Annotated in this window: 17 protein-coding genes, 2 tRNA genes and 1 pseudogene; 10 read left to right on the forward strand and 10 right to left on the reverse strand. The window is 73.0% G+C overall.

What is annotated here, in order from left to right; translation table 11 throughout:
• The first annotated feature begins 83 nt into the window (after positions 1-83).
• Together ACWDR7_RS10110 and ACWDR7_RS10115 are read left to right on the forward strand one after the other, a co-directional pair.
• On the forward strand, positions 84-4,028 hold the full coding sequence (locus tag ACWDR7_RS10110; protein WP_449854786.1) for a Pls/PosA family non-ribosomal peptide synthetase: 3,945 nt from the start codon (positions 84-86) through the stop codon (positions 4,026-4,028).
• Positions 4,025-5,383: a M1 family metallopeptidase gene (locus ACWDR7_RS10115; protein ID WP_449854787.1), complete on the forward strand. Its 1,359-nt coding sequence runs from the start codon at positions 4,025-4,027 to the stop codon at positions 5,381-5,383. The genes ACWDR7_RS10110 and ACWDR7_RS10115 overlap by 4 nt, the downstream gene beginning before the upstream one ends.
• Here the strand turns inward: ACWDR7_RS10115 and ACWDR7_RS10120 are convergent.
• From ACWDR7_RS10120 to ACWDR7_RS10135, 4 genes are all read right to left on the reverse strand, one after another.
• Positions 5,340-5,879, reverse strand: coding sequence for a hypothetical protein (locus ACWDR7_RS10120; protein ID WP_449854788.1), 540 nt, complete (start codon positions 5,877-5,879; stop codon positions 5,340-5,342). The genes ACWDR7_RS10115 and ACWDR7_RS10120 overlap by 44 nt on opposite strands.
• An 18-nt stretch (positions 5,880-5,897) precedes the next feature.
• Positions 5,898-5,970, reverse strand: a tRNA-Arg gene (locus tag ACWDR7_RS10125).
• A gap of 95 nt (positions 5,971-6,065) precedes the next feature.
• On the reverse strand, positions 6,066-6,410 hold the full coding sequence (locus ACWDR7_RS10130; RefSeq protein ID WP_449854789.1) for a histone-like nucleoid-structuring protein Lsr2: 345 nt from the start codon (positions 6,408-6,410) through the stop codon (positions 6,066-6,068).
• Positions 6,411-6,548: 138 nt separating this feature from the next.
• Entirely contained in the window at positions 6,549-7,409 is an 861-nt protein-coding gene (locus ACWDR7_RS10135) for a helix-turn-helix transcriptional regulator (RefSeq protein ID WP_449854790.1), read from the reverse strand.
• A gap of 199 nt (positions 7,410-7,608) precedes the next feature.
• Between ACWDR7_RS10135 and ACWDR7_RS10140 the strand changes: the two genes are divergently transcribed.
• Positions 7,609-7,953, forward strand: coding sequence for a DUF485 domain-containing protein (locus ACWDR7_RS10140; RefSeq protein ID WP_449854791.1), 345 nt, complete (start codon positions 7,609-7,611; stop codon positions 7,951-7,953).
• Positions 7,950-9,557, forward strand: coding sequence for a solute symporter family protein (locus ACWDR7_RS10145; RefSeq protein WP_449854792.1), 1,608 nt, complete (start codon positions 7,950-7,952; stop codon positions 9,555-9,557). The genes ACWDR7_RS10140 and ACWDR7_RS10145 overlap by 4 nt, the downstream gene beginning before the upstream one ends.
• Before the next feature lie 124 nt (positions 9,558-9,681).
• Here ACWDR7_RS10145 and ACWDR7_RS10150 read toward each other — a convergent pair whose 3' ends face one another.
• Positions 9,682-10,269 (reverse strand): DNA-3-methyladenine glycosylase I, encoded by a 588-nt coding sequence (locus ACWDR7_RS10150; RefSeq protein ID WP_449854793.1) that lies wholly within the window; start codon positions 10,267-10,269, stop codon positions 9,682-9,684.
• Positions 10,266-10,793, reverse strand: a complete 528-nt coding sequence (locus ACWDR7_RS10155; RefSeq protein ID WP_449854794.1) for a methylated-DNA--[protein]-cysteine S-methyltransferase — start codon at positions 10,791-10,793, stop codon at positions 10,266-10,268. The genes ACWDR7_RS10150 and ACWDR7_RS10155 overlap by 4 nt, the downstream gene beginning before the upstream one ends.
• A gap of 188 nt (positions 10,794-10,981) precedes the next feature.
• On the opposite strand from ACWDR7_RS10155, the gene ACWDR7_RS10160 reads away from it, so the two are divergent.
• A complete protein-coding gene (locus ACWDR7_RS10160; RefSeq protein WP_449854795.1) occupies positions 10,982-14,677 on the forward strand; it encodes an AAA family ATPase in 3,696 nt (1,231 codons plus the stop codon).
• A gap of 4 nt (positions 14,678-14,681) precedes the next feature.
• The gene (locus tag ACWDR7_RS10165) at positions 14,682-14,888 is read left to right on the forward strand and encodes a hypothetical protein (RefSeq protein ID WP_449854796.1); all 207 of its coding nucleotides are present in this window, start codon (positions 14,682-14,684) and stop codon (positions 14,886-14,888) included.
• Positions 14,889-14,957: 69 nt separating this feature from the next.
• Here ACWDR7_RS10165 and mscL read toward each other — a convergent pair whose 3' ends face one another.
• Genes mscL through ACWDR7_RS10180 form a run of 3 tightly spaced genes read right to left on the reverse strand, consistent with a single transcriptional unit; the run spans position 14,958 to position 16,283 of the window.
• A complete protein-coding gene (gene mscL, locus ACWDR7_RS10170; protein ID WP_449854797.1) occupies positions 14,958-15,362 on the reverse strand; it encodes a large conductance mechanosensitive channel protein MscL in 405 nt (134 codons plus the stop codon).
• Between the two features lie 49 nt (positions 15,363-15,411).
• A complete protein-coding gene (locus tag ACWDR7_RS10175) occupies positions 15,412-15,663 on the reverse strand; it encodes an FmdB family zinc ribbon protein (RefSeq protein WP_449854798.1) in 252 nt (83 codons plus the stop codon).
• 23 nt (positions 15,664-15,686) lie between these two features.
• Positions 15,687-16,283 (reverse strand): 5-formyltetrahydrofolate cyclo-ligase, encoded by a 597-nt coding sequence (locus tag ACWDR7_RS10180; protein ID WP_449854799.1) that lies wholly within the window; start codon positions 16,281-16,283, stop codon positions 15,687-15,689.
• A 98-nt stretch (positions 16,284-16,381) separates the two neighbouring features.
• Here ACWDR7_RS10180 and galU point away from each other — a divergent pair, with 98 nt between their 5' ends.
• From galU to ACWDR7_RS10200, 4 genes are all read left to right on the forward strand, one after another.
• Positions 16,382-17,269: a UTP--glucose-1-phosphate uridylyltransferase GalU gene (galU, locus tag ACWDR7_RS10185; RefSeq protein WP_449854800.1), complete on the forward strand. Its 888-nt coding sequence runs from the start codon at positions 16,382-16,384 to the stop codon at positions 17,267-17,269.
• Between the two features lie 23 nt (positions 17,270-17,292).
• Entirely contained in the window at positions 17,293-17,922 is a 630-nt protein-coding gene (locus ACWDR7_RS10190; RefSeq protein ID WP_449854801.1) for a GNAT family N-acetyltransferase, read from the forward strand.
• A gap of 100 nt (positions 17,923-18,022) precedes the next feature.
• Entirely contained in the window at positions 18,023-18,973 is a 951-nt protein-coding gene (locus ACWDR7_RS10195; protein WP_449854802.1) for a large exoprotein, read from the forward strand.
• Between the two features lie 81 nt (positions 18,974-19,054).
• Positions 19,055-19,130, forward strand: a tRNA-Ala gene (locus ACWDR7_RS10200).
• A 550-nt stretch (positions 19,131-19,680) separates the two neighbouring features.
• On the opposite strand, the pseudogene ACWDR7_RS10205 reads toward ACWDR7_RS10200, so the two are convergent.
• A pseudogene (locus tag ACWDR7_RS10205) lies at positions 19,681-19,764 on the reverse strand (hypothetical protein); the annotation flags it as partial.
• Positions 19,765-20,006 lie beyond the last annotated feature (242 nt).

A 20,006-nucleotide genomic window follows, 5' to 3' on the forward strand; every position in this document is an offset into this window, starting at 1 on the left:
CGCGTTCACCCGCGCCCGGTAGAGTCGGCACGCGCGCCGTGCGGGCGCGCCCCCGCGGACGAGAACGAGTGAGGCCGGATCCCTTGAGCATCGACGACCCCGGCCCCTTCGACCGCGGCGCGCTCGCGCCGGACGAGCGGACGCTGATCGACATCCTCACCGAGACCACGGCCCGCCACCCCGACGCATCGGCGCTCGAGGACGAGGTCGGCGCGCTGAGCTACCGCGAGCTGCTTGCGCTCGTCTGGCGCACGGCCGCCCGGCTGCACGAGCAGGGTGTGGGGCGCGGCGACCGGGTGGGCGTCCGGATGCCGTCGGGCGACCGCGAGCTCTACATCGCGATCCTCGGGATCCTCGCCGCCGGGGCGGCGTACGTGCCCGTCGACGCCGACGATCCGCAGGAGCGGGCCGATCTCGTCTTCGGCGAGGCGGGGGTCCGCGGCGTCGTCGCGCCGGGCGGCTACGCCGCGGCGGATGCCCGACCGGCGGCGCTGTTCGACGGCGAGGACCCGCATCCCGCGACGAACGCGCTGCCCCTCGTGCCGCCGCCGGGTCCCGGCGACGACGCGTGGATCATCTTCACCTCCGGATCCACGGGCGTGCCGAAGGGCGTGGCCGTGACGCACCGCTCGGCCGCCGCCTTCGTCGACGCCGAGGCGCGGCTGTTCCTGCGGGACGCGCCGCTCGGGCCCGGCGACCGGGTGCTCGCCGGCCTCTCGGTCGCCTTCGACGCCTCGTGCGAGGAGATGTGGCTCGCGTGGCGCCACGGCGCATGCCTCGTGCCCGCGCCGCGCGCCCTCGTCCGCTCGGGCGAGGACCTCGGCCCGTGGCTCGTGGGGCACGGGATCACCGTGGTCTCGACGGTCCCCACGCTCGCGTCGCTGTGGCCGCAGGACGCGATCGAGAACCTCCGGCTGCTGATCTTCGGGGGCGAGGCGCTGCCGGCCGAGCTGGCCGCACGCCTCGCGAGCGAGGAGCGCGAGGTCTGGAACACCTACGGGCCGACCGAGGCCACCGTCGTCGCGTGCGCGGCGCGCATGGACGGCGACGCGCTCCGGGCGGGCGAGCCCGTGCGGATCGGCCTGCCGCTGGACGGCTGGACGCTCGCGGTCGTGGACGGCGAGGGCGCGCCGGTCGCGGAGGGCGAGGTCGGCGAGCTCATCATCGGCGGCGTGGGACTGGCCCGCTATCTCGACCCCGCGAAGGATGCGGAGAAGTACGCGCCGATGCCGCGGCTGGGCTGGGAGCGGGCGTACCGATCCGGCGACCTCGTGCGCGCGGACGCCGCGGGGCTCGTCTTCCAGGGACGGGCCGACGACCAGGTGAAGATCGGCGGGCGGCGGATCGAGCTCGGCGAGGTGGAGGCGGCGCTGCAGGCGCTCACCGCCGTCTCCGCGGCCACCGTCGCGGTGCAGCGGTCGGAGGGCGGCGTGCCCCTGCTCGTCGGCTACGTCGTTCCCGACGCCGGGTTCGACCGGCAGACGGCGCGCGCCGAGCTGGCCGAGACCCTGCCGGCGCCGCTCATCCCGCTGCTCGCCGTCATGGACGAGCTGCCGGTGCGCACCTCCGGCAAGGTCGACAAGGCCGCGCTGCCGTGGCCGCTCGACGGCGGCGATCCCGCCGACTCGCGCCTCTCCGGCACGGCCGCGTGGCTCGCCGAGCAGTGGCTGGGCGTAATCGGCATCCGGCCGGCCGACGAGAAGGCCGACTTCTTCCAGCTCGGCGGCGGATCGCTCGCCGCGGCCCAGCTCGTCTCGCGCATCCGCGCGAGGGCGCCCGAGTTCACGATGGCCGACGTGTACGACCTGCCGCGCCTGGGGCAGATGGCCGCCGCGGTCGAGGCCGACGCCACGGACGACGATCCGGACCGCCCGCCCGTGCCGGCGGCGGCGCCCACGCCGCGGCGGATGCAGTGGGTGCAGACGCTGCTCGGCGCGCCGCTGCTCGCCCTCGGCGGGGCGCGCTGGATCGTGTGGCTCCTCGCGGCGTCGTGGATCCTGCAGCTCGCGCCCGGCTTCGCGTTCCTGCCGGACGCGCCGTGGTGGACGATCCTGCTCGGCATCGTCGTGTTCGCGACGCCGTTCGGGCGCATGGCCATCGCGGCGCTCGCCGCCCGGCTGCTGCTCACGGGCCTGCGCCCCGGCGACTACCCCCGCGGCGGTGCCGTGCACCTGCGGCTGTGGCTGGCGGAGCAGATCGCGCACCAGATCGACGCGGTCGGCATGGCGGGCGCGCCGTGGGTGACCTACTACGCCCGCGCGCTCGGCGCGCGGATCGGCGAGGGCGTTGACCTGCACACCATGCCGCCCGTCACGGGCATGCTGCGCGTGGGCGCCGGGGCGGCGATCGAGCCCGAGGTCGACCTCAGCGGGTACTGGATCGACGGCGACACGGTGCGGATCGGCGAGATCCGGATCGGCGCGGACGCGACCGTCGGCTCCCGCAGCACCCTCGCCCCCGGCACCCGCATCGGCCGCGGCGCCGAGGTCGCCCCGGGCTCGGCGGTGTTCGGCCGTGTGAAGGCCGGGCAGCGGTGGGCCGGGTCGCCCGCCGTGCGCGTGGGCGGCGCGTCGGCCCCGCTCGCCGTCGGCCGCCCCGCCGCGCCGCGCCGCTGGCTGTGGGCGTACGCCGCGTCGTCGATCGTGCTCGGGCTGCTCCCCTTCGCGGCGATGGCCGCCGGCGGGCTCGTCCTCGCGGCGGGTGTGCGCGGCGCCGACTCGCTCGGCGCCGCCGTGCCCGGGCTGCTCGCCTGGCTGGTGCCCGCCGTGATCGTCGCCGGCCTCGTCTTCGCGGGGCTCGTGCTGGCGCTCGTGCGGATGCTGTCCATCGGGCTCGTGGAGGGCGTGCACCCGGTGCGGGGTCGCATCGCGTGGCAGGCGTGGACGATCGAGCGCCTGCTGGATTCGGCGCGCACGATGCTCTTCCCGATCTACTCGAGCCTGTTCACCCCGATCTGGCTGCGGCTGCTCGGCGCGAAGGTCGGCCGCGAGGTGGAGGCGTCGACCGTGCTGCTGCTGCCGTCGATGACCACGATCGACGACGGGGCGTTCCTCGCCGACGACACGATGGTCGCGACCTACGAGCTGCGCGGCGGCTGGATGCGCATCGCGGCGGCGCGGATCGGCAAGCGCGCCTTCCTGGGCAACTCCGGCCTCGCCGGCGCCGGCCACCGGGTGCCGAAGAACGCGCTCGTGGCCGTGCTGTCGGTCGCACCGCTCAAGGCGAAGGCCGGCTCGTCGTGGCTGGGCTCGCCCGCCGTGCGGCTGCGCCGCGTCGTGAACGAGGCCGACCTGGAGCGCACCTACCGCCCGCGCCCCTCGCTGCGCGTGGCGCGGGCACTGTGGGAGCTGTGCCGGTTCGTGCCCGTCGTCGTGACGTGCGCGCTGGGACTCGGCGTGCTGCTCGCTCTCGCGTGGCTCATCGAGGCGCTCGGCCTCGTGCCCGCGCTGCTGCTGTCCGGCGTGGTGCTGCTGGCGGCGGGCGCGGTGGCCGCGGCCGTCACGACCGCGGCGAAGTGGGCGCTCGTGGGCACGATCCGGGCGGGGGAGCATCCGCTGTGGTCGAGCTTCGTGTGGCGCACGGAGGTCTCCGACACGTTCACCGAGATGCTCGCGGCGCCGTGGTTCGCCAACGCGGCGGCGGGCACGCCGGCGCTCGCCGTGTGGCTGCGCTCGCTCGGCGCGCGCATCGGGCGTGGGGTGTGGACCGAGAGCTACTGGCTGCCCGAGCCCGATCTCGTGCGCCTGGGCGACGGCGCCACCGTGAACCGCGGCTGCGTCGTGCAGACGCATCTGTTCCACGATCGGGTGATGAGCACCGACACCGTCACCCTCGAGGCCGGGGCGACGCTGGGACCGCACAGCGTGATCCTGCCGGCGGCCACGATCGCGCAGGCCGCGACGGTCGGGCCCGCCTCGCTCGTGATGCGCGGCGAGTCGGTGCCGGCGGGCAGCCGCTGGAGCGGCAATCCCATCGGCCCGTGGCGCGCCGTGAGGGCGCGCCGCTACCAGGCGGCGGAGCGCGCATGAAGCCCGACGCCTACACACCGCACAGCGGCGACCCGAACGTGCGCGTGGCGCACTACGACCTCGCGCTCGACTACAAGGTCGGCACGAACCGCCTCAGCGGCACCGCCACGATCGCGGGCCGCGTGCGCGAGCGCACGAAGTCGGTCGCGCTCGATCTCGTCGGCCTGCACGTCAAGAAGGTGCGCACCGTGCGCGGGCTCGACGTGTCGTTCCGGCAGTCGGCCACGCGCACGCGGTTCACGTTCGGACGCTTCCTCGAGGAGGGCGAGTCGTTCACCCTCACCGTGACGTACGCCGGCTCGCCGCGACCGCGCGGCACCCGGTGGGGCACGCTCGGCTGGGAGGAGCTCGAGGACGGCGTGCTCGTCGCATCGCAGCCCACGGGGGCACCGACCTGGTTCCCGTGCAACGACCTGCCGCGCGACAAGGCCACGTACCGAATCGAGATCACGACCGACGCCGACTACGCGGTCGTCTCGGGCGTGCCGGGCACCGTCGAGCCCGCGCGGGGCCGCCGCCGATGGACCTTCGACCTCGACGTGCCGACCGCGACCTACCTCGTCTCGCTGCAGATCGGGCGCTACACGCGGCGCGAGGTGGCCCTCGGCGGCGTGCCGGGCGCGCTCGCCTACCCGCGCGCGATCGAGGCGCGCGTCGAGGCCGATTTCGCCGATCTGCCGCGCATGATGGCGGTCTTCGAGGAGGCGTTCGGTCCCTACCCGCTGCCGGGCTACACGGTGGTCGTGACGGAGGACGAGCTGGAGATCCCGCTCGAGTCGCAGGGCATGGCGGTGTTCGGCGCCAACCACATCGACGGCCGCGGCGGCCTCGAGCGGCTCATCGCGCACGAGCTGGCGCACCAGTGGTTCGGCAACAGCGTGGGCGTGGCGCGCTGGCGCGACATCTGGCTGAACGAGGGCTTCGCCTGCTACGCCGAGTGGATCTGGGCGGAGCGCTCGGGCGGCCCCACGGCGCACGCCCTCGCCCTCGGGTATCGGGCCGATCTGGCGGGGCGGCCGCAGGATCTCGTGCTCGCCGATCCCGGGGCGGACCGGATGTTCGACGACCGCGTGTACAAGCGGGGCGCGCTCGCCCTGCACGCGCTGCGCCTGACCGTCGGCCACGAGGCGTTCTTCGGGATCCTGCGCGACTGGGCGGCCGCGCACCGCGGCGGCACGGCGAAGACCTCGCATTTCGTCGCGCTGTGCCGCGAGCGGGCGGGCGCCGCGGCGGCGCAGGTGCTCGGCCCCTGGCTCGACGACGCCGCGCTGCCCGCGCTGCCGCCGGGGCCGCGCGTGCGCCCGGCCGTGCTCAGCGACGCGCTCGAGACGGGCGCGCCGCGATCGCGAGGCTGACGACGAATCCGTCGGGCGCCGGCACGTCGTACAGCGCGATCGGCTCGTCCCGGCCGGGGATCCGCGCGCGCTCGCCGCGGATCCGCACGTCGCCCGGCGGCACGCGCAGCCCGCGGCCGTCGGCCTTCAGCGCCGCCTCGATCCGCGTCCATCCCCGCAGTGTCGGTGGGGGATCGAGGAGGTTCGCGAGGTCCGAGAGGACCGTGCCGGGTTCGCCGCGTTCGACGTCGACGCCGATGGCCTCCGCCTCGCGGGTGGGCGCCGCGGCGGCGACGACGAAACCGCCCGCGTAGGCCGCGCTCAGCGCGACCGGGGCCTCGAGCGCCACCGGGGCGCCGTGATCCGCGCCGCCGCAGCGCGGGCAGCGCCGCGCGATGCGCGTGCCGGACGCGGGGGCGAGCGCCGAGACGAGCGACGCGAGGAGGGCGTCCGCCGCGGCCGAGCGATCGGGACCGATCGCCGCGAAGTCCACGAGAGCCGGCCCGATGCGGTGCATTCGCTCCTCGCTCGCCTGTGCCCCTGACTGGACTCGAACCAGCGACGCACGGTTTAGGAAACCGACGCTCTATCCACTGAGCTACAGGGGCGTCGGTGTCCAGCCTAACCCGCCGCGCGCCGCCCCCGGATGCGACAAAGGCCGGGCGGAGGGATCCGCCCGGCCTTTGCGCGTGTGCCGGTGCGATCAGTTCGCGGCCTCGTAGGCCTCGAGCACCGAGGCCGGTACCCGGCCGCGTTCGGAGACCGTATATCCGTTGGCCTTGGCCCATTCGCGAATGGGGCCGTAGTCCTTCTGCCCGCCACGGCGGCGCTGCTGCTGCTTCGGTCCGGAGGACGAGCCGCCGCCCGCGCGGCGACCGGCCGAGATGTACGGTGCGAGCGCGTCGCGCAACGTCGCGGCATTCGCCTCGGTCAGGTCGATCTCGTAGCTCTTTCCGTCCAGAGCGAAAAGCACGGTCTCGCCCTCTCCGGGTTCGAGAACGGTTCCGTCGATATCGTCGACGAGCTGATGCACGATTTTGCGAGCCATGTGCCCGAGGATAACACCGGATGTGCTAATCGCCACCTCGCGGAATACCGGCGTGCCGGAAAAGGGAATTCCCCTGAATGGAGGAATGCGCGATCAATTCGCGGAAATCCCCATTCGTGAGGGGAGTAGTGGTGGGTCTCAGGGGAGGAGGCCCGTGCGCCTCGCCCTGGCGACGGCGGCGTGCCGCGTCGACGCGTCGAGCTTCGACATGGCGGATCCGAGGTAGGCCTTCACGGTGCCCTCGCGCAGGCCCAGTCTTTCGGCGATCTCGGCGTTCGTCGCGCCCAGCGCCACGCAGGCGAGCACATCCGTCTCCCGCCGCGACAGCCGCACGCCCGACTGCGGCGCGCTCGCCTGCGGTGCGGTCTCGCCCGACAGGCCCGCGAGTCGGCGCTCCACATCCTCCAGCCGCGCCCGCAGCTGCGGATCGGGCACATCGGCGGCGATGCGGCGCAGCTCGGCATAGCTCTCGCGCAGCTCCTCCTGCTGCGCGGCGCTGAGCGCGGGCGCCTGCGGCGGCGGCGCCGACTGCGCCAGGCGGCGGTCGACCTCGTCGCGGATGCGCAGCTCGGCCGCCAGCTCCTCGGCCACGCGCATCGCCGGGGCCGTGGCGACGCCGCCGATGTTCCACCGGCCCCAGGCGCCACCGTAGAGCACGCCGCGGGGCCGCCCGACGACGACGACGGGCACCGCCAGCAGGGTGCCGATCCCCTCGCCCAGGATCCAGCGATCGTAGTCGTGCGTGATCTGCGTGGCCGTGCCGTAGTCGCCCGTCATCCGCGGGCGCAGCTCGCGCATCGCCCGCCCGCCGAGGCCGCGCTCCACGCGCACGGCCAGCCCGTCGAGGGCGTTGGTCTGGGCGCCGACGATCGCATCGACCGCGGCCGTATCGTGCTGCAGGAGGCCGCCGAACGCGACGGGGAAGCGCGTGCGGCGCGCGAGGTCGCGCACCGCTCGCTCCAGCAGCGGGTCGCGCGGGGATGGTGCCTCGGTTCTCACGAATGACCTCCGCTTCCGCGGCGCCATCGCCGCGTCCTCGGTCCGGTGTGCGCGGGGGCTCCCGCGTACCGACTTTCGGGGGTGACGGCCGTGCCGCCGCGTTCGTAGCGTCGAAGCTACCATCGGCGATGCCTGCGGCGCGCCGGTCGGCGACGCAAAGTCGCGGCGCCGTCACCCGACCATGTGGCAAGGAGGCCTCATGACCGAACCATCGACCGGTGCGAGGAGCACCATCGATTACATCGCGGAGGAGAATTCCCCGCGATTCCGGGAGCTGAAGCGTGCCCACCGCGGCTTCGTCTTCCCGCTCGCGGCGTTCTTCCTGATCTGGTATTTCGTCTACGTGCTGCTCGCCGGTTGGGCGCCCGACTTCATGGCGATCAAGGTGTTCGGCCAGGTGAATGTGGGCCTGCTCATCGGCCTCGGGCAGTTCGTCACCACATTCGCGATCACCATGGCCTACGTGTCGTTCGCGAACCGCCGGCTCGACCCCCAGTCCGCCGCCATTCGCGCGGACCTCGAGAAGCAGGAGACGCGCGCATGAACGTCGTCCACGCGGCCGCCGGAACGGCGGCGGCCGAGAACAACCCGATCCTGAACATCACGATCTTCGGCCTGTTCGTCGTGGTGACGCTGATCATCGTCATCCGCGCCTCCCGGAACAACAAGACGGCCGCGGACTTCTATGCGGGCGGGCGCGCCTTCTCCGGCCCGCAGAACGGCTTCGCGATCGCGGGCGACTATCTCTCCGCGGCCTCGTTCCTCGGAATCGTCGGCGCCATCGCCGTGAACGGCTACGACGGATTCCTGTACTCGATCGGATTCCTCGTCGCCTGGCTCGTCGCCCTGCTGCTCGTGGCCGAGCTGATGCGCAACACGGGCAAGTTCACGATGGCCGATGTGCTGTCGTTCCGGCTCAAGCAGCGGCCGGTGCGGATGGCGGCGGCGATCTCGACGCTGACCGTGTGCTTCTTCTACCTGCTGGCGCAGATGGCCGGCGCCGGCGGGCTCGTCTCGCTGCTGCTGGGCATCGACGACGAGATCGGCACGGCGGTCGTCGTGAGCGTCGTCGGCGTGCTCATGGTCGGGTACGTGCTCATCGGCGGCATGAAGGGCACCACCTGGGTGCAGATCGTCAAGGCGTTCCTGCTCATCGGCGGCGCCATCCTCATGACCGTCTGGGTGCTCGTGATCCACGGGTTCAACTTCAACGACCTGCTGTCGGCGGCCGTCGCGGCCTCGCCGGACGGCGAGGCGACGCTGAACCCGGGCCTGCAGTACACCAACCCGGTCGACTTCCTCTCGCTCGGCCTCGCGCTCGTGCTCGGCACGGCGGGTCTGCCGCATGTGCTGATGCGCTTCTACACGGTGCCCACGGCGAAGGAGGCGCGTCGCTCGGTGGTGTGGGCCATCTGGCTCATCGGCCTGTTCTACCTGCTCACCCTCGTGCTCGGCTACGGCGCGGGTGCGCTCGTGGGCGAGGAGACGATCCTCGGCTCGCCGGGCGGCGTCAACTCGGCCGCGCCTCTGCTGGCGCAGGCGCTCGGCGGCGCGGTGCTCATGGGCATCATCTCGGCCGTCGCGTTCGCGACGATCCTCGCGGTCGTCGCCGGCCTGACGATCACCGCGGCGGCGTCGTTCTCGCACGACATCTACAACGGCGTCGTCAAGCGCGGCAAGGCCACGGAGGGCCAGGAGCGCAAGGTGGCGAACATCACGATCCTCGTGATCGGCGTGCTCGCCATCGTCGGCGGCATCGCGGTGCTCGGGCAGAACGTGGCGTTCCTCGTGGCGCTCGCGTTCGCGATCGCCGCCTCGGCGAACCTGCCGACCATCCTGTACTCGCTCTTCTGGCGCGGCTTCACGACCCGCGGCGCCGTGTGGAGCATGTACGGCGGCCTCGGCACCGCGATCATCCTGATCGTGCTCTCTCCGGTCTTCTGGGGCACGCCCACGAGCGTGTTCGGCGAGACGGGCGTGGCGATCTGGCCGCTCAGCAACCCGGGCATCGTCTCGATCCCCGTCGGGTTCCTGCTGGGATGGATCGGCTCGCTCACATCGAAGGGGTCGGAGGACCCGCGGATCGCCGCCGAGATGGAGGTGCGCTCGCTCACCGGCCACGGCGCCGAGAAGGCAGTGAAGCACTAGTCACAGCGGTCGGGGCCCCGCGGAGCGACGCTTCGCGGGGCCTCGCCGCGTGCGGACCCGGCAGGCCTTCGGCACCTGCGGGGTCCGCTCGCGCGTGAGGACGGGGCACACCGCGCGGACCCGCTCACCAGACGCCGCTCGTGCCGCGCCGGTGGCTGCCGACCAGGTGCGTGTCGACGATGCCGACGGCCTCCATGAGCGCGAACATCGTCGTCGGACCCACGAACCGGAAGCCGCGGCGCTTCAGCTCGCGCGACAGCGCGACGGACTCGGGCGAGGACGAGGGGATGTCGGCGGAGGTCACGGGCGCCGGCGTCTCGGCCGGCCGGTGACCCCAGATGAGCTCGACGAGCCCGCCGTCCTCGCGCAGCGCGACGGTGGCGGCCGCGTTCCCGATCGTCGCGAGGATCTTCGCGCGGTTGCGGACGATCCGGGCGTCGGCCAGCAGCCGCTCGACGTCGTCCTCTCCGAACGCCGCCACGGCGTCGGGGTCGAACTGCCGGAACGCCTCGCGGAAGGCCTCGCGCTTGCGCAGGATCGTCGCCCACGACAGACCCGACTGGAACGCCTCGAGGCTCAGCCGCTCGAGGAGCCCGCGCTCGTCGCGCACGGGCATGCCCCATTCCGTGTCGTAATAGGCCCGCAGGAGCGGGTCGCGCGAGGCCCAGGCGGGGCGGGCGAGGCCGTCGTCGCCGATCACGAGATCCGTCACCTCGGCACCCCCTCCGGCTCGCGCGCGAGGGCCTCGCGCTCGAGCTCCACGAGGAAGCGCTTGTGCTCCGGGTGGCCGCCGTATTCGCCGAGCGTGCCGTCCGCGCGGATGACGCGGTGCACGGGCACGACGAGCGAGAACGGCGTGTCGCGGCAGGCCGTGCCGACGGCGCGATGAGCGCGCGGGCGCCCCGCCATCGCCGCGACCTCGCCGTACGAGGCGGTCTCGCCGTAGGGGATCTGGCGCACCGCGCGCAGGGCCTCGCGCGCGAAGCCCGACACGAGCCGCCAGTCGAGCGTCAGCTCGAACGCCCGCAGCCGGCCGCGGAAGTACGCGTCGAGCTGCGGGGCGAGGTCGGCGACGACCGCCTGATCCGGATCGGGGGAGATGCGGTGCTCGTGCGCGAGCGCGCTGAGGGCGTGCCCCGGGTCCTCGGCGACCCGCACGGCCACCACCCCCTTGGCCGAGGCGACCGCGAGCACGACGCCCAGCGGGCAGTCGACGGTGCCGAATCGGAAGTCCATGCGTCCATCCTGTCGCGTGCCGCCGACACCGCGGACGGCCGCGGCCCGGGATGTGGACGACGCGCGCCGGCGCGCGGGCTGTGAGCGAACCGCGCCCGCGTCGTGCCCGGACACCCGCGGGAGCGGGAATACCGCGAAACTCCGCGGATCGCAACGTCGATCCGGCATCCGATGCGTAGCCTGACTGCGTGTTCCGAGCCAAGACGAGCGCCGCGACGGTCCGCACCGCCGCGGACGTCACCCCCGCGGACCTCGGCGTCGCCGAGCCCGGGGTGCACGTCGTGCACGCCGCCGACGCCGAGCGCGAGCGGCTGCGCCTCGCGGCCGCCGACCTGGGCGGGCCCTCGCCCCTGCTGCGCTACCGCGAGGCCCCCGGCTCCGGCATCGACATCACGAAGGCGCACCCCGGCAGCCTGCCGCAGTTCATCACGGGCAAATCGACGCTGCTGTCGAACCTCTTCCGCGACGAGGTCGCGCTGCGCACGGCGCGGCTCGCGGCCGAGCGCATCACGGCCAAGCACATCGAGCTGCGCACGGTACGCGCGCTCGACGCCGTGCGGCTGGCCGTGGGGCTGGCGTCCTGGCGGCTCGGCTCCGAGACGTTCAACGCGCCCGTGCTGCTGCGGCCGCTGGCGATCCGTCGCCACCACGCCGACTTCGAGCTGAAGCTGCACGGCGCGTTCACGGTCAACCCCGAGCTCGTGCGCGCCCTGCGGGAGCAGTTCGGCATCGAGCTGGACGGCGCCGCGCTGGCGGCGCTGGCGCACTCCGAGGGCGTGTTCAAGCCGCAGCCGGTGATCGACCGGCTGCGCTCGGCCACCTCGCACATCGAGACCTTCACGGTGCGCCCCCGCCTCGTCGTCTCGACGTTCGCGGACGTCGGCGCAGCGATGGCGCGCGACCTGACGACGTTCGACCATCCCGTGCTCGACGCGCTCTCGGGCCATTCCGAGGCGCTCGCGGCGTTCCGCAGCCAGCGCGACGTGCCGCACGTGCCCCACCCGGACGAGCGGGCGCCGGCATCCGACACCCTGCTGCTCGACGCCGACGCCGAGCAGGAGCGCGTGCTCGCGCGCATCGCGGCCGGCCAGTCGCTCGTCGTGCACACGCTGCCGGGCACGGGCGGCACGCAGACCGTCATCAACGCGGTCGGCGCGCTCGTGCGGGCCGGCAAGAGGGTTCTCGTCGTCAGCCCGCGCCGCTCCACCCTCGACGGCGTGCGCCATCGCCTCGCCGCGGTCGGGCTCGACGCGCTCGCCGTGTCGCCCTCGTCGCTGCGCCGCGATCTGATCCGCGCCATCGGCCGCAACGAGAAGGCCGAGCAGCCGACGGTCGCCGACATCGACGACGCCCTCGTGCGCCTGCGCACGGTGCTGCGCGACTACCGCCGCGCCCTGGTGCGGCCCCACCAGACCCTCGGCGTCTCGGCGCTCGACGCCACGCGCACCCTCACGAGGCTCGCGTCGTTGCCGAACCCGCCGTCGACGAGCGCGCGGCTCGGGCTGCGCACCCTCGAGCGGCTCTCGGGCGACCGGACGGACGCGGCCCGCACCCTCGCGCTCGCGGCGCGGCTCGGGGAGTTCCGCGTGGGCCCGGATGACTCGCCGTGGTACGGCGTGACGTTCGCGTCCACGCAGGAGGCGAAGGACGCGCACGCGCTCGCCGGCCGGCTGCAGGGCGTCGACGTGCCCCAGCTGCTCGAGCGCGGCTACGAGCTCATCTCGCAGACCCGCATGCGCCCGTTCACGACGATCGACGAGCTGGGGGAGTACCTGCGCCTGCTGCACGGCATCCGCGACTCGCTCGACCGCTTCAGCCCCACCGTCTTCGAGCGCCCGCTCGGCGAGCTCATCAAGGCGCACGGACCCCGCCGCGACTCGGTGAACATGCCCGCCGCCACGCGTCGCCGGCTCAAGAAGCTCGCGCGGGAGTACGTGCGGCCCGGCGGCCACGTGGTCGACATGCACGCCGCCCTCGTGCGCATCCAGCACCAGCGCACGCAGTGGCAGCACCTCGTCGACGTGGGCACGGTGCCGGAGATCCCCATCGGCCTCGCCGACGTGCACGAGGCGTGGAAACGCGTCGTCGCCGACCTCGAGGAGCTCGACCGGGCCCTCGGGCGCGGCACGCGGCTGGCCGCGATGCCGGTGCAGCGGCTCGTGCGCACCCTGGGCGGGCTCGCGGCGGAGTCGCAGGTGTTCGACAACATCGTGGAGCGCGCCGAGCTGCGCACCAAGCTCGCCTCGCTCGGCCTCGAGCCCCTGCTGACCGAGCTGTCGGTGCGGCACGTGGACGAGGCGCGCGTGGGCGAGGAGCTCGAGTTCGCGTGGTGGCAGTCGGCGCTCGAGCACATGCTGCAGGGCGATCGCGCGCTGCTGGGCGCGAACACCTCGGTCGTCGACCGGCTGGAGCGCGACTTCCGCCTCGTCGACGAGGCGCATGCCGCCGCGTCGGGCCCGCTGCTGGCGTGGCAGCTCGCGGCGCAGTGGCGGATCGGCATCGTGGACGAGCCCGAGGAGTCGGCGGCGCTGCGGCGCGCGCTGATGCGCGGCGAGGTCGACGCCCAGAGCGTGCTGCGCCAGGCGCCCACGCTCATGCGCGTGCTCGCGCCCGTGTGGCTCGCCTCACCGTACGAGGTCCCCTCGATCCCCGACAGCGAGGCGTTCGACGCCGTCATCGTCGCCGACGCGGCCGCCGTGAGCGTGACCGAGGTGGCGCCCGCGATCCGTCGCGCCCGTCAGGTCGTCGCCTTCGGCGATCCGGTCACGCAGCGCCCGACCCCCTTCGTCGTGCAGACGGGCGGCGAGGCCGAGGACGGCGGGGTGTTCGACGGCACGAGCCTGTTCGAGAGCCTCGCCGAGATCGTGCCGCTCGAGACGCTCACGCGCAGCTACCGCGCCGGCGGCGAGGACCTGGCCGCGCTCGTGAACGACGCGTTCTACGGGGGCGAGATCGTCTCGCTGCCGTGGGCGGGATCGTACCTCGGCCGCGGCAGCCTCACGGTCGACTACGTCGAGGGCGGCAACGGCACGCCCGACCCGGTGACGGGCACGGTGGAGAGCCCGGATCCCGAGGTGAACCGCGTCGTCTCACTCGTCGTGGAGCATGCCGTCAACCGCCCGAACGAGTCGCTCATGGTCGTGAGCGTCAGCCGGCGGCACGCGGATCGGGTGCGCGCGGCCATCAACGAGGCGTTCGCCGGTCGCAGCGACGTGGCCGACTTCGTCTCGCGCGACACGGCCGAGCCGCTCGCCGTGCTCACGCTCGAGGAGGCGGCGGCCGAGAGCCGCGACCGCGTCATCCTCACGCTCGGCTACGGCCTCACCAAGCACGGCCGCGTGCTCAGCGACTTCGGCGACCTGTCCACGCCCGACGGCGAGCGCCTGCTCACGATCGGGATGACCCGCGCGCGCCGGTCCATGGTGATCGTGTCGTCGATCCGCCCCTCGTCCTTCGACGACGGGCGCCTGCAGCACGGCGCGGCGACGTTCATGGGCATCCTGGGCGGGATCGCCACGCGCGGCCGCGAGGCGCGCCTCGAGGACCTCGCCGATCCGCTCACCCTCGCCCTGGCCCGCGAGCTGCGCCGCCTGGGCGTCGCGGTCGACGTGGACTACCGGGGGCTGCTGCCGCTCGTGGCCCAGCACGGCGGCAAGGCCGTGGTCGTGGAGTCCGACCCCGAGTCGCGCGGCGAGTCGCTGCGGGAGTCGCTGCGCCTGCGGCCGCACGTGCTGCGGCGCCTCGGCTGGCACTACGTGCGCGTGCACGCCTTCGACCTGTACAGCGACCCGGCGGCCGTCGCGGCGCGCATCGCGGCCGTGCTGGGAGTCTCGCAGGACACCGCGAGGGCCGAGGAAGACACCCAGCCGCTCCACCTATCCTGAGCCGGTGACCGGATCGGACGCGGCGGGACCGCGGCAGCGCGTGGAGCGCGTGCGCGGCTCGCGCCGTGCCCGGCTGACGCGCGTCGAGGGGACCCTGTCGGACTCCGATGCCGAATCGACCCTGCGCGGCGACGATCCGGCGCCCCTCTCGAGCGGTGAGCGCGGGCCCAACGACGACCGCCTGCGCCGGGACCGCCCGCCGCACTGGTGACTGCGCCCGGGCGCCCGGAGACGACGAAGGCGCCGCCCGGACGGATCCGGACGGCGCCCCTCGCGATCGTCAGGCCTGCTGCTTGGCGAGCAGGTCGCGGATCTGGATGAGCAGCTCCTCCTGCGTGGGGGCGGGCTCCTCCTCCTCCTCGACCTGGATCTTGGCGGCGCGGCGCTCGGCGAGCTTGTTCATGGGCATCACGAGCACGAGGTACACCATGAGCGCGATCGACAGGAAGTTGATCACGGCCGAGATGATGCCGCCGATGCCGAAGTTCACGTCGTCGAACACGCCGGGGAACGTGATGACCCAGCTCTCCAGGTTGCCGCTCGGCACGAACGCGCCGATGAGCGGGTTGATCAGGTAGTCGACGAGCGCGGTGACGATGGCGCCGAACGCGCCGCCGATCACGACCGCGACGGCGAGCTCGATCACGTTGCCGCGCATGATGAAGTCTTTGAAGCCCTGCAGCATGTCTGTTCCTCCCCCTCCCGGCCGTCTCGGCCGGGTCAGTGGGCGCCGGTCAGGATGCCGCCGGCGCCGGAGCGGATGCTCCGGAAGTCGATGATGGCGCGGACGAGCCGCTCGCGCCAGACGCCGCGCGGGAGTCGGTGCGGTAGAAGCCGGAGCCGTTGAAGGTGACGCCGATCGATCCGTACTGCTTGCGCAGCGGGCCGCCGCACTCGGGGCACTCGCTCAGCGACGGGTCGCTGAAGGACTGGACGGCGTCGAAGGCGTGCCCGCAGGACTTGCAGGCGTAGGCGTACGTGGGCATGCGTCCTCGCAGAGATGACCGGATCAGCGACGCCCGCGCGGGAATGCGAGCGTCCGGGTGGGGGTCACGACGCCGGAGACCGGCTGGTCGTGGACCTCGCGGGGAATTCGCTCCACCAATTCAGAATCATAGATCACCGCGTAGACGGGCGGGCGGTTCTCCATCGATCCCAGCGTCTTGTCGTAGTAGCCGCGCCCCCAGCCGAGCCGCCAGCCGTCCTCGTCGATCGCGGCGGCGGGGATGATCATGAGGTCGACGTCGTTCACCGCGATGGGCCCCAGCACCTCGCCGACCGGCTCCGGCACTCCGTAGGCGCCGATCACCTCGCCGCCCTCCGGCGACGCCACGGCCCAGTCCAGCAGCCCGTCCTCGCGCGTCACGGGCAGCAGCACGCGCACGCCGCGGTCGATCGCCGCGTTGAGGAAGGCGCGCGTGCCCGGCTCGGTGGGCGAGGAGAGATAGCACGCGATCGAGGTGGCGCCGTGCTCGGTCACGAGGGCCTCGAGCCGCGCCGCGATGTCGGCGGCCGCGGCGTCGCGCTGCGCATCGGAGAGCAGCTGACGCCGCTCGCGGAACTCGGCGCGCAGCGCGCGCTTCTCGTGCTCGACGGCATCCGTCATGCCGCGAGTCTACGGGCCCGCGTGCGCGCGACACCCGCGATCCGCCGGGCCCGGGGATCTTTCCCCGTCTCTCGGCATCGATCGCCTAGGGTAATGGCATGGAACCCGCGAAGATCAAGGCGGTCATGCCGGTCGCAGGACTCGGCACCCGCTTCCTCCCGGCGACGAAGGCCACTCCCAAGGAGATGCTGCCCGTCGTCGACAAGCCCGCGATCCAGTACGTCGTGGAGGAGGCCGTCGCCGCCGGCATCCGCGACGTGCTGATGATCATCGGCCGCAACAAGAACGCGATCGCCAATCACTTCGACTCGGTGCCCGAGCTCGAGGAGAGGCTCGAGGAGAAGGGCGACGAGGCCAAGCTCGGCCGCGTGCGCGCCTCGAGCGAGCTCGCCGACGTCCACATGCTGCGCCAGGGCGAGCCCAAGGGCCTCGGCCACGCGGTCCACCGCGCCAAGGCGCACGTGGGAGACGCCGCGTTCGCGGTCATGCTGGGCGACGACCTCATCGACGAGCGCGACCCGCTGCTGCCGAAGATGATCGAGGTGCACGAGCAGCGCCAGGCGATGGTCATCGCCCTCATGGAGGTCGACCCGGACCACATCCACATGTACGGCTGCGCCTCGGTCGAGGCGACGGACGACCCCGATGTGGTGAAGGTGACCGACCTCGTCGAGAAGCCGGCCAAGGAGGAGGCCCCCTCCAACCTGGCGATCATCGGCCGCTACCTGCTCACGCCGGCCATCTTCCCCGTGCTCGAGCACACGCAGCCGGGCAAGGGCGGCGAGATCCAGCTCACTGACGCGCTCAAGGAGGTCGCGCGCGATCCGGGCAGCGTCGACGTGTACGGCGTCGTGTTCCGGGGCCGTCGCTACGACACCGGCGATAAGCTCGACTACATCAAGGCCATCATGCGCCTCGCCGCCGATCGCGACGACCTCGGTCCGGAGCTCCGCCCGTGGATCAAGGAGTTCGCGGCGACGCTGTAGTCACGCCAGGACGGGAGAGCCGGATGGACGCTCAGCACGCGCGACAGCACGGGCCGATCTCCATCCGGCTCATCCGTCCCCGCGACGCCCGCACGCTGCAGCACGAGCTGCTCACGAACCGCTCCTGGCTGCGGCCCTGGGAGGCGACGAACCCGCACGGTGCCGTCTCGCTCGACATGCGCTTCGCGATCCGGCGGCTGCTGCAGCAGTACAAGGACGGCAACGGGGTTCCCCTCGTCATGGAGCACGACGGGCGCGTCGCCGGCCAGCTCAACGTCTGGGGCATCGCGCGCGGATCGCTCGAGTCGGCCACGATCGGCTACTGGGTGAGCGAACGCTACGCGGGCCTGGGGATCACCCCGACGTGCGTCGCCATGGCGACGGATCTGTGCTTCGAGGAGCTCGGGCTGCACCGCATGGAGATCTGCATCCGCCCCGAGAACGGCGCCAGCCTGCGCGTCGTGCAGAAGCTCGGCTTCCGCTACGAGGGCCTGCGTCGCCGCTATATCCACATCGACGGCGACTGGCGCGACCACTACGCCTTCGCGCTCGTGCGCGAGGACGTGCCGGAGGGCGTGCTGAACCGCTGGGTGGCGGGCCGCGCGCCCGTCGACGCGGCGGCGATCCCCCCGGCGGACCGCCAGCACAGCTGAGCCGTCCGGGCCGCGCGTCGGACGCGGCGCGCCCGGGTTCTGCGAGACACACGCCACCGCCTCACGGGCGATGCGGTCTCGGTCGCCTACCGTTGCGAACATGGATGGGGGCCAGGTGCTGGGCGGGGGCGTGATCGTCCTCGTCGCCGTCGCGCTCTGGCTCGCGTATCTTCTGCCCACGCTCATCAACCGCTCGCGCTACGACGCGGCCGAGCGCAACGCCGTGCGCCTGTCGCGGGCGCTGCGCGTGCTGGCCGAGACGACCGAGACGCCCGAGGAGGTGCGCGTCGAGCTGACCGCCCGGCAGGCGCACCTGCAGCAGAAGCTCGCCCGCCGCGCGCAGGCTGAGGTCGAGCGGCTGCGGCGCGAGCGGGAGCGGATCGCCGCCGAGGAGCAGCGGCTCGAGCGCGAGCGGGAGCGGCAGGAGCTGGAGCGCCGCCGCCGCGCGCTGGAGGCCGCGCAGCGGGCGCTGCACGCCGAGCGCCGCAGGGCCAGGGCGCGGCGCGGAGTGCGCCTCGGCGCGCTCGGCGGGGTGCTCGTCGGCGTCGCGCTCGCGGCCTGGGGAACGGTGGCGTTCGCGGCGGGACCGTGGCTGCTGCTGTCGGGCCTCGCGCTGGCCGCGCTCGGCGTGAGCGTGCTCAACCGCATGGCACGCGTCGTGCGTCGTGCGCGCCCCGTGCCCGTGGCGACGGCGCCGCCGGTGCGCCGCGCGGTGGCCGAGCCGCAGCTGATGAACCCCAAGGACCGCGGCTGGACCCCGCGCACGCTGCCGGCGCCGCTCGTGGCGACCGCCGGATCGCGCGCCGCGACGACCGTCGCCGCGCAGAGCGCCCGCGACGCGCTGCTGCTGGCGGCCCGCGAGGAGGCCCTGCGGGCCCGCGCGGAGGAGTCGCTGCCCGCTCCCGTGCCGATCGCCGGTGCCCGCCCCGCCGCCGCGCCGGAGTCCGCCCCTGCGGCCGCGGAGTCGCCGTACGCCCGCATGGGCATCGTGGACGATGCAGAGATCGAGGACCACGTCCGCCGCCTGCTCGAGCGCCGCGCGGCCAGCTGATCCGGGCCAGTCCCGGGACGCGCCCGGGGTGCTCCCTGAACGGAGCGCCCGCGCGAATCTGGTAACGTATCTGAGGTCCACGGGCCCATGGCGCAGTTGGTAGCGCGTCTCGTTCGCAATGAGAAGGTCGGGGGTTCGAATCCCCCTGGGTCCACCAGATTGGATGTATTAGAACACCTGACATCGGTTGATGTGGGTGCGAGGGCGGCGAACGGCTCGTTGAGCTGGATCGCCGCTTTTTCGTCTTCGGTGATGAGGATGCGCTGGTAGAAGGCCTGATTGGCGAGCCGTTTGCCCAAGTCGTCGGTGCGCTCATACATGGTGGCGCAGTCGGCGAGGAGTCGTAGGGCGGTGGCGAGGTGTTGGCGGGGTCCTTCGTGGTCGTGCCGCTCGGCTTCCAGCCGTTTGGTGACGTCAGCCAGTGCGATGCGGATTCGGTCTTGGTGGCGTTTCAGGGTGGGGAGGTCGATGGCGTCGGCGAAGTGGGCTTCGAGGAGCTTGTCTGCTTCGGCTTCCAGCCGCTGCTTGGTGGTGGCGAGGTCGTCGATGGCCTGGGACCGCTCAGCCAGACGCTCATCGAACGCCGCTTCGACCCGCTGTGCGAGCTGCGCGTAGGTGTGCTCGGTGATGGCGATCTGTTGGTAGCAGTCGGCGACGAGTTGCTCAGCAACGCCAACGGGCACGGCCTTCCTGGTACAGGAGGTGCGTTTCGTGGCTCGTCCGGTGCAGATGTAGTAGGCGTAGCGGATGCCTTGTTTGTTGCGGGCGTAGTCGAGCTGCAACCGCGACATGCAGGTGCCGCAGTACAGGGTGCCCTTGAGGTAGTGATCGTGCTTGCGGCGGCGTTCCCCAGCGGTGGCGCGGGTGTCCAGGAGGATCTGGACCCGCTGCCAGGTCTGCGGGTCGACGATGGGTTCGTGGGCGCCGGGGTGGAGGGCTGGGGTGTGACACTTCTTGTAGACGGTCGTTACCAGGAAGGAACGACAGGCAGAGATGTCTACGAATCGCAGGAAGTTCACTGAGGAGTTCAAGG

The sequence above is a fragment of the Microbacterium sp. NPDC003461 genome (assembly GCF_053588335.1).

What these genes read in the sequence shown, in the direction of transcription:
- galU (WP_449854800.1), top strand. Translation starts at nt 16,382, where the DNA reads ATGGAACCCGCGAAGATCAAGGCGGTCATGCCGGTCGCAGGACTCGGC.
- ACWDR7_RS10180 (WP_449854799.1), bottom strand. Translation starts at nt 16,283, where the DNA reads ATGACGGATGCCGTCGAGCACGAGAAGCGCGCGCTGCGCGCCGAGTTC.
- ACWDR7_RS10190 (WP_449854801.1), top strand. Translation starts at nt 17,293, where the DNA reads ATGGACGCTCAGCACGCGCGACAGCACGGGCCGATCTCCATCCGGCTC.
- ACWDR7_RS10195 (WP_449854802.1), top strand. Translation starts at nt 18,023, where the DNA reads ATGGATGGGGGCCAGGTGCTGGGCGGGGGCGTGATCGTCCTCGTCGCC.
- ACWDR7_RS10175 (WP_449854798.1), bottom strand. Translation starts at nt 15,663, where the DNA reads ATGCCCACGTACGCCTACGCCTGCAAGTCCTGCGGGCACGCCTTCGAC.
- ACWDR7_RS10120 (WP_449854788.1), bottom strand. Translation starts at nt 5,879, where the DNA reads ATGCACCGCATCGGGCCGGCTCTCGTGGACTTCGCGGCGATCGGTCCC.
- ACWDR7_RS10145 (WP_449854792.1), top strand. Translation starts at nt 7,950, where the DNA reads ATGAACGTCGTCCACGCGGCCGCCGGAACGGCGGCGGCCGAGAACAAC.
- ACWDR7_RS10140 (WP_449854791.1), top strand. Translation starts at nt 7,609, where the DNA reads ATGACCGAACCATCGACCGGTGCGAGGAGCACCATCGATTACATCGCG.
- ACWDR7_RS10115 (WP_449854787.1), top strand. Translation starts at nt 4,025, where the DNA reads ATGAAGCCCGACGCCTACACACCGCACAGCGGCGACCCGAACGTGCGC.
- ACWDR7_RS10155 (WP_449854794.1), bottom strand. Translation starts at nt 10,793, where the DNA reads ATGGACTTCCGATTCGGCACCGTCGACTGCCCGCTGGGCGTCGTGCTC.
- ACWDR7_RS10130 (WP_449854789.1), bottom strand. Translation starts at nt 6,410, where the DNA reads ATGGCTCGCAAAATCGTGCATCAGCTCGTCGACGATATCGACGGAACC.
- mscL (WP_449854797.1), bottom strand. Translation starts at nt 15,362, where the DNA reads ATGCTGCAGGGCTTCAAAGACTTCATCATGCGCGGCAACGTGATCGAG.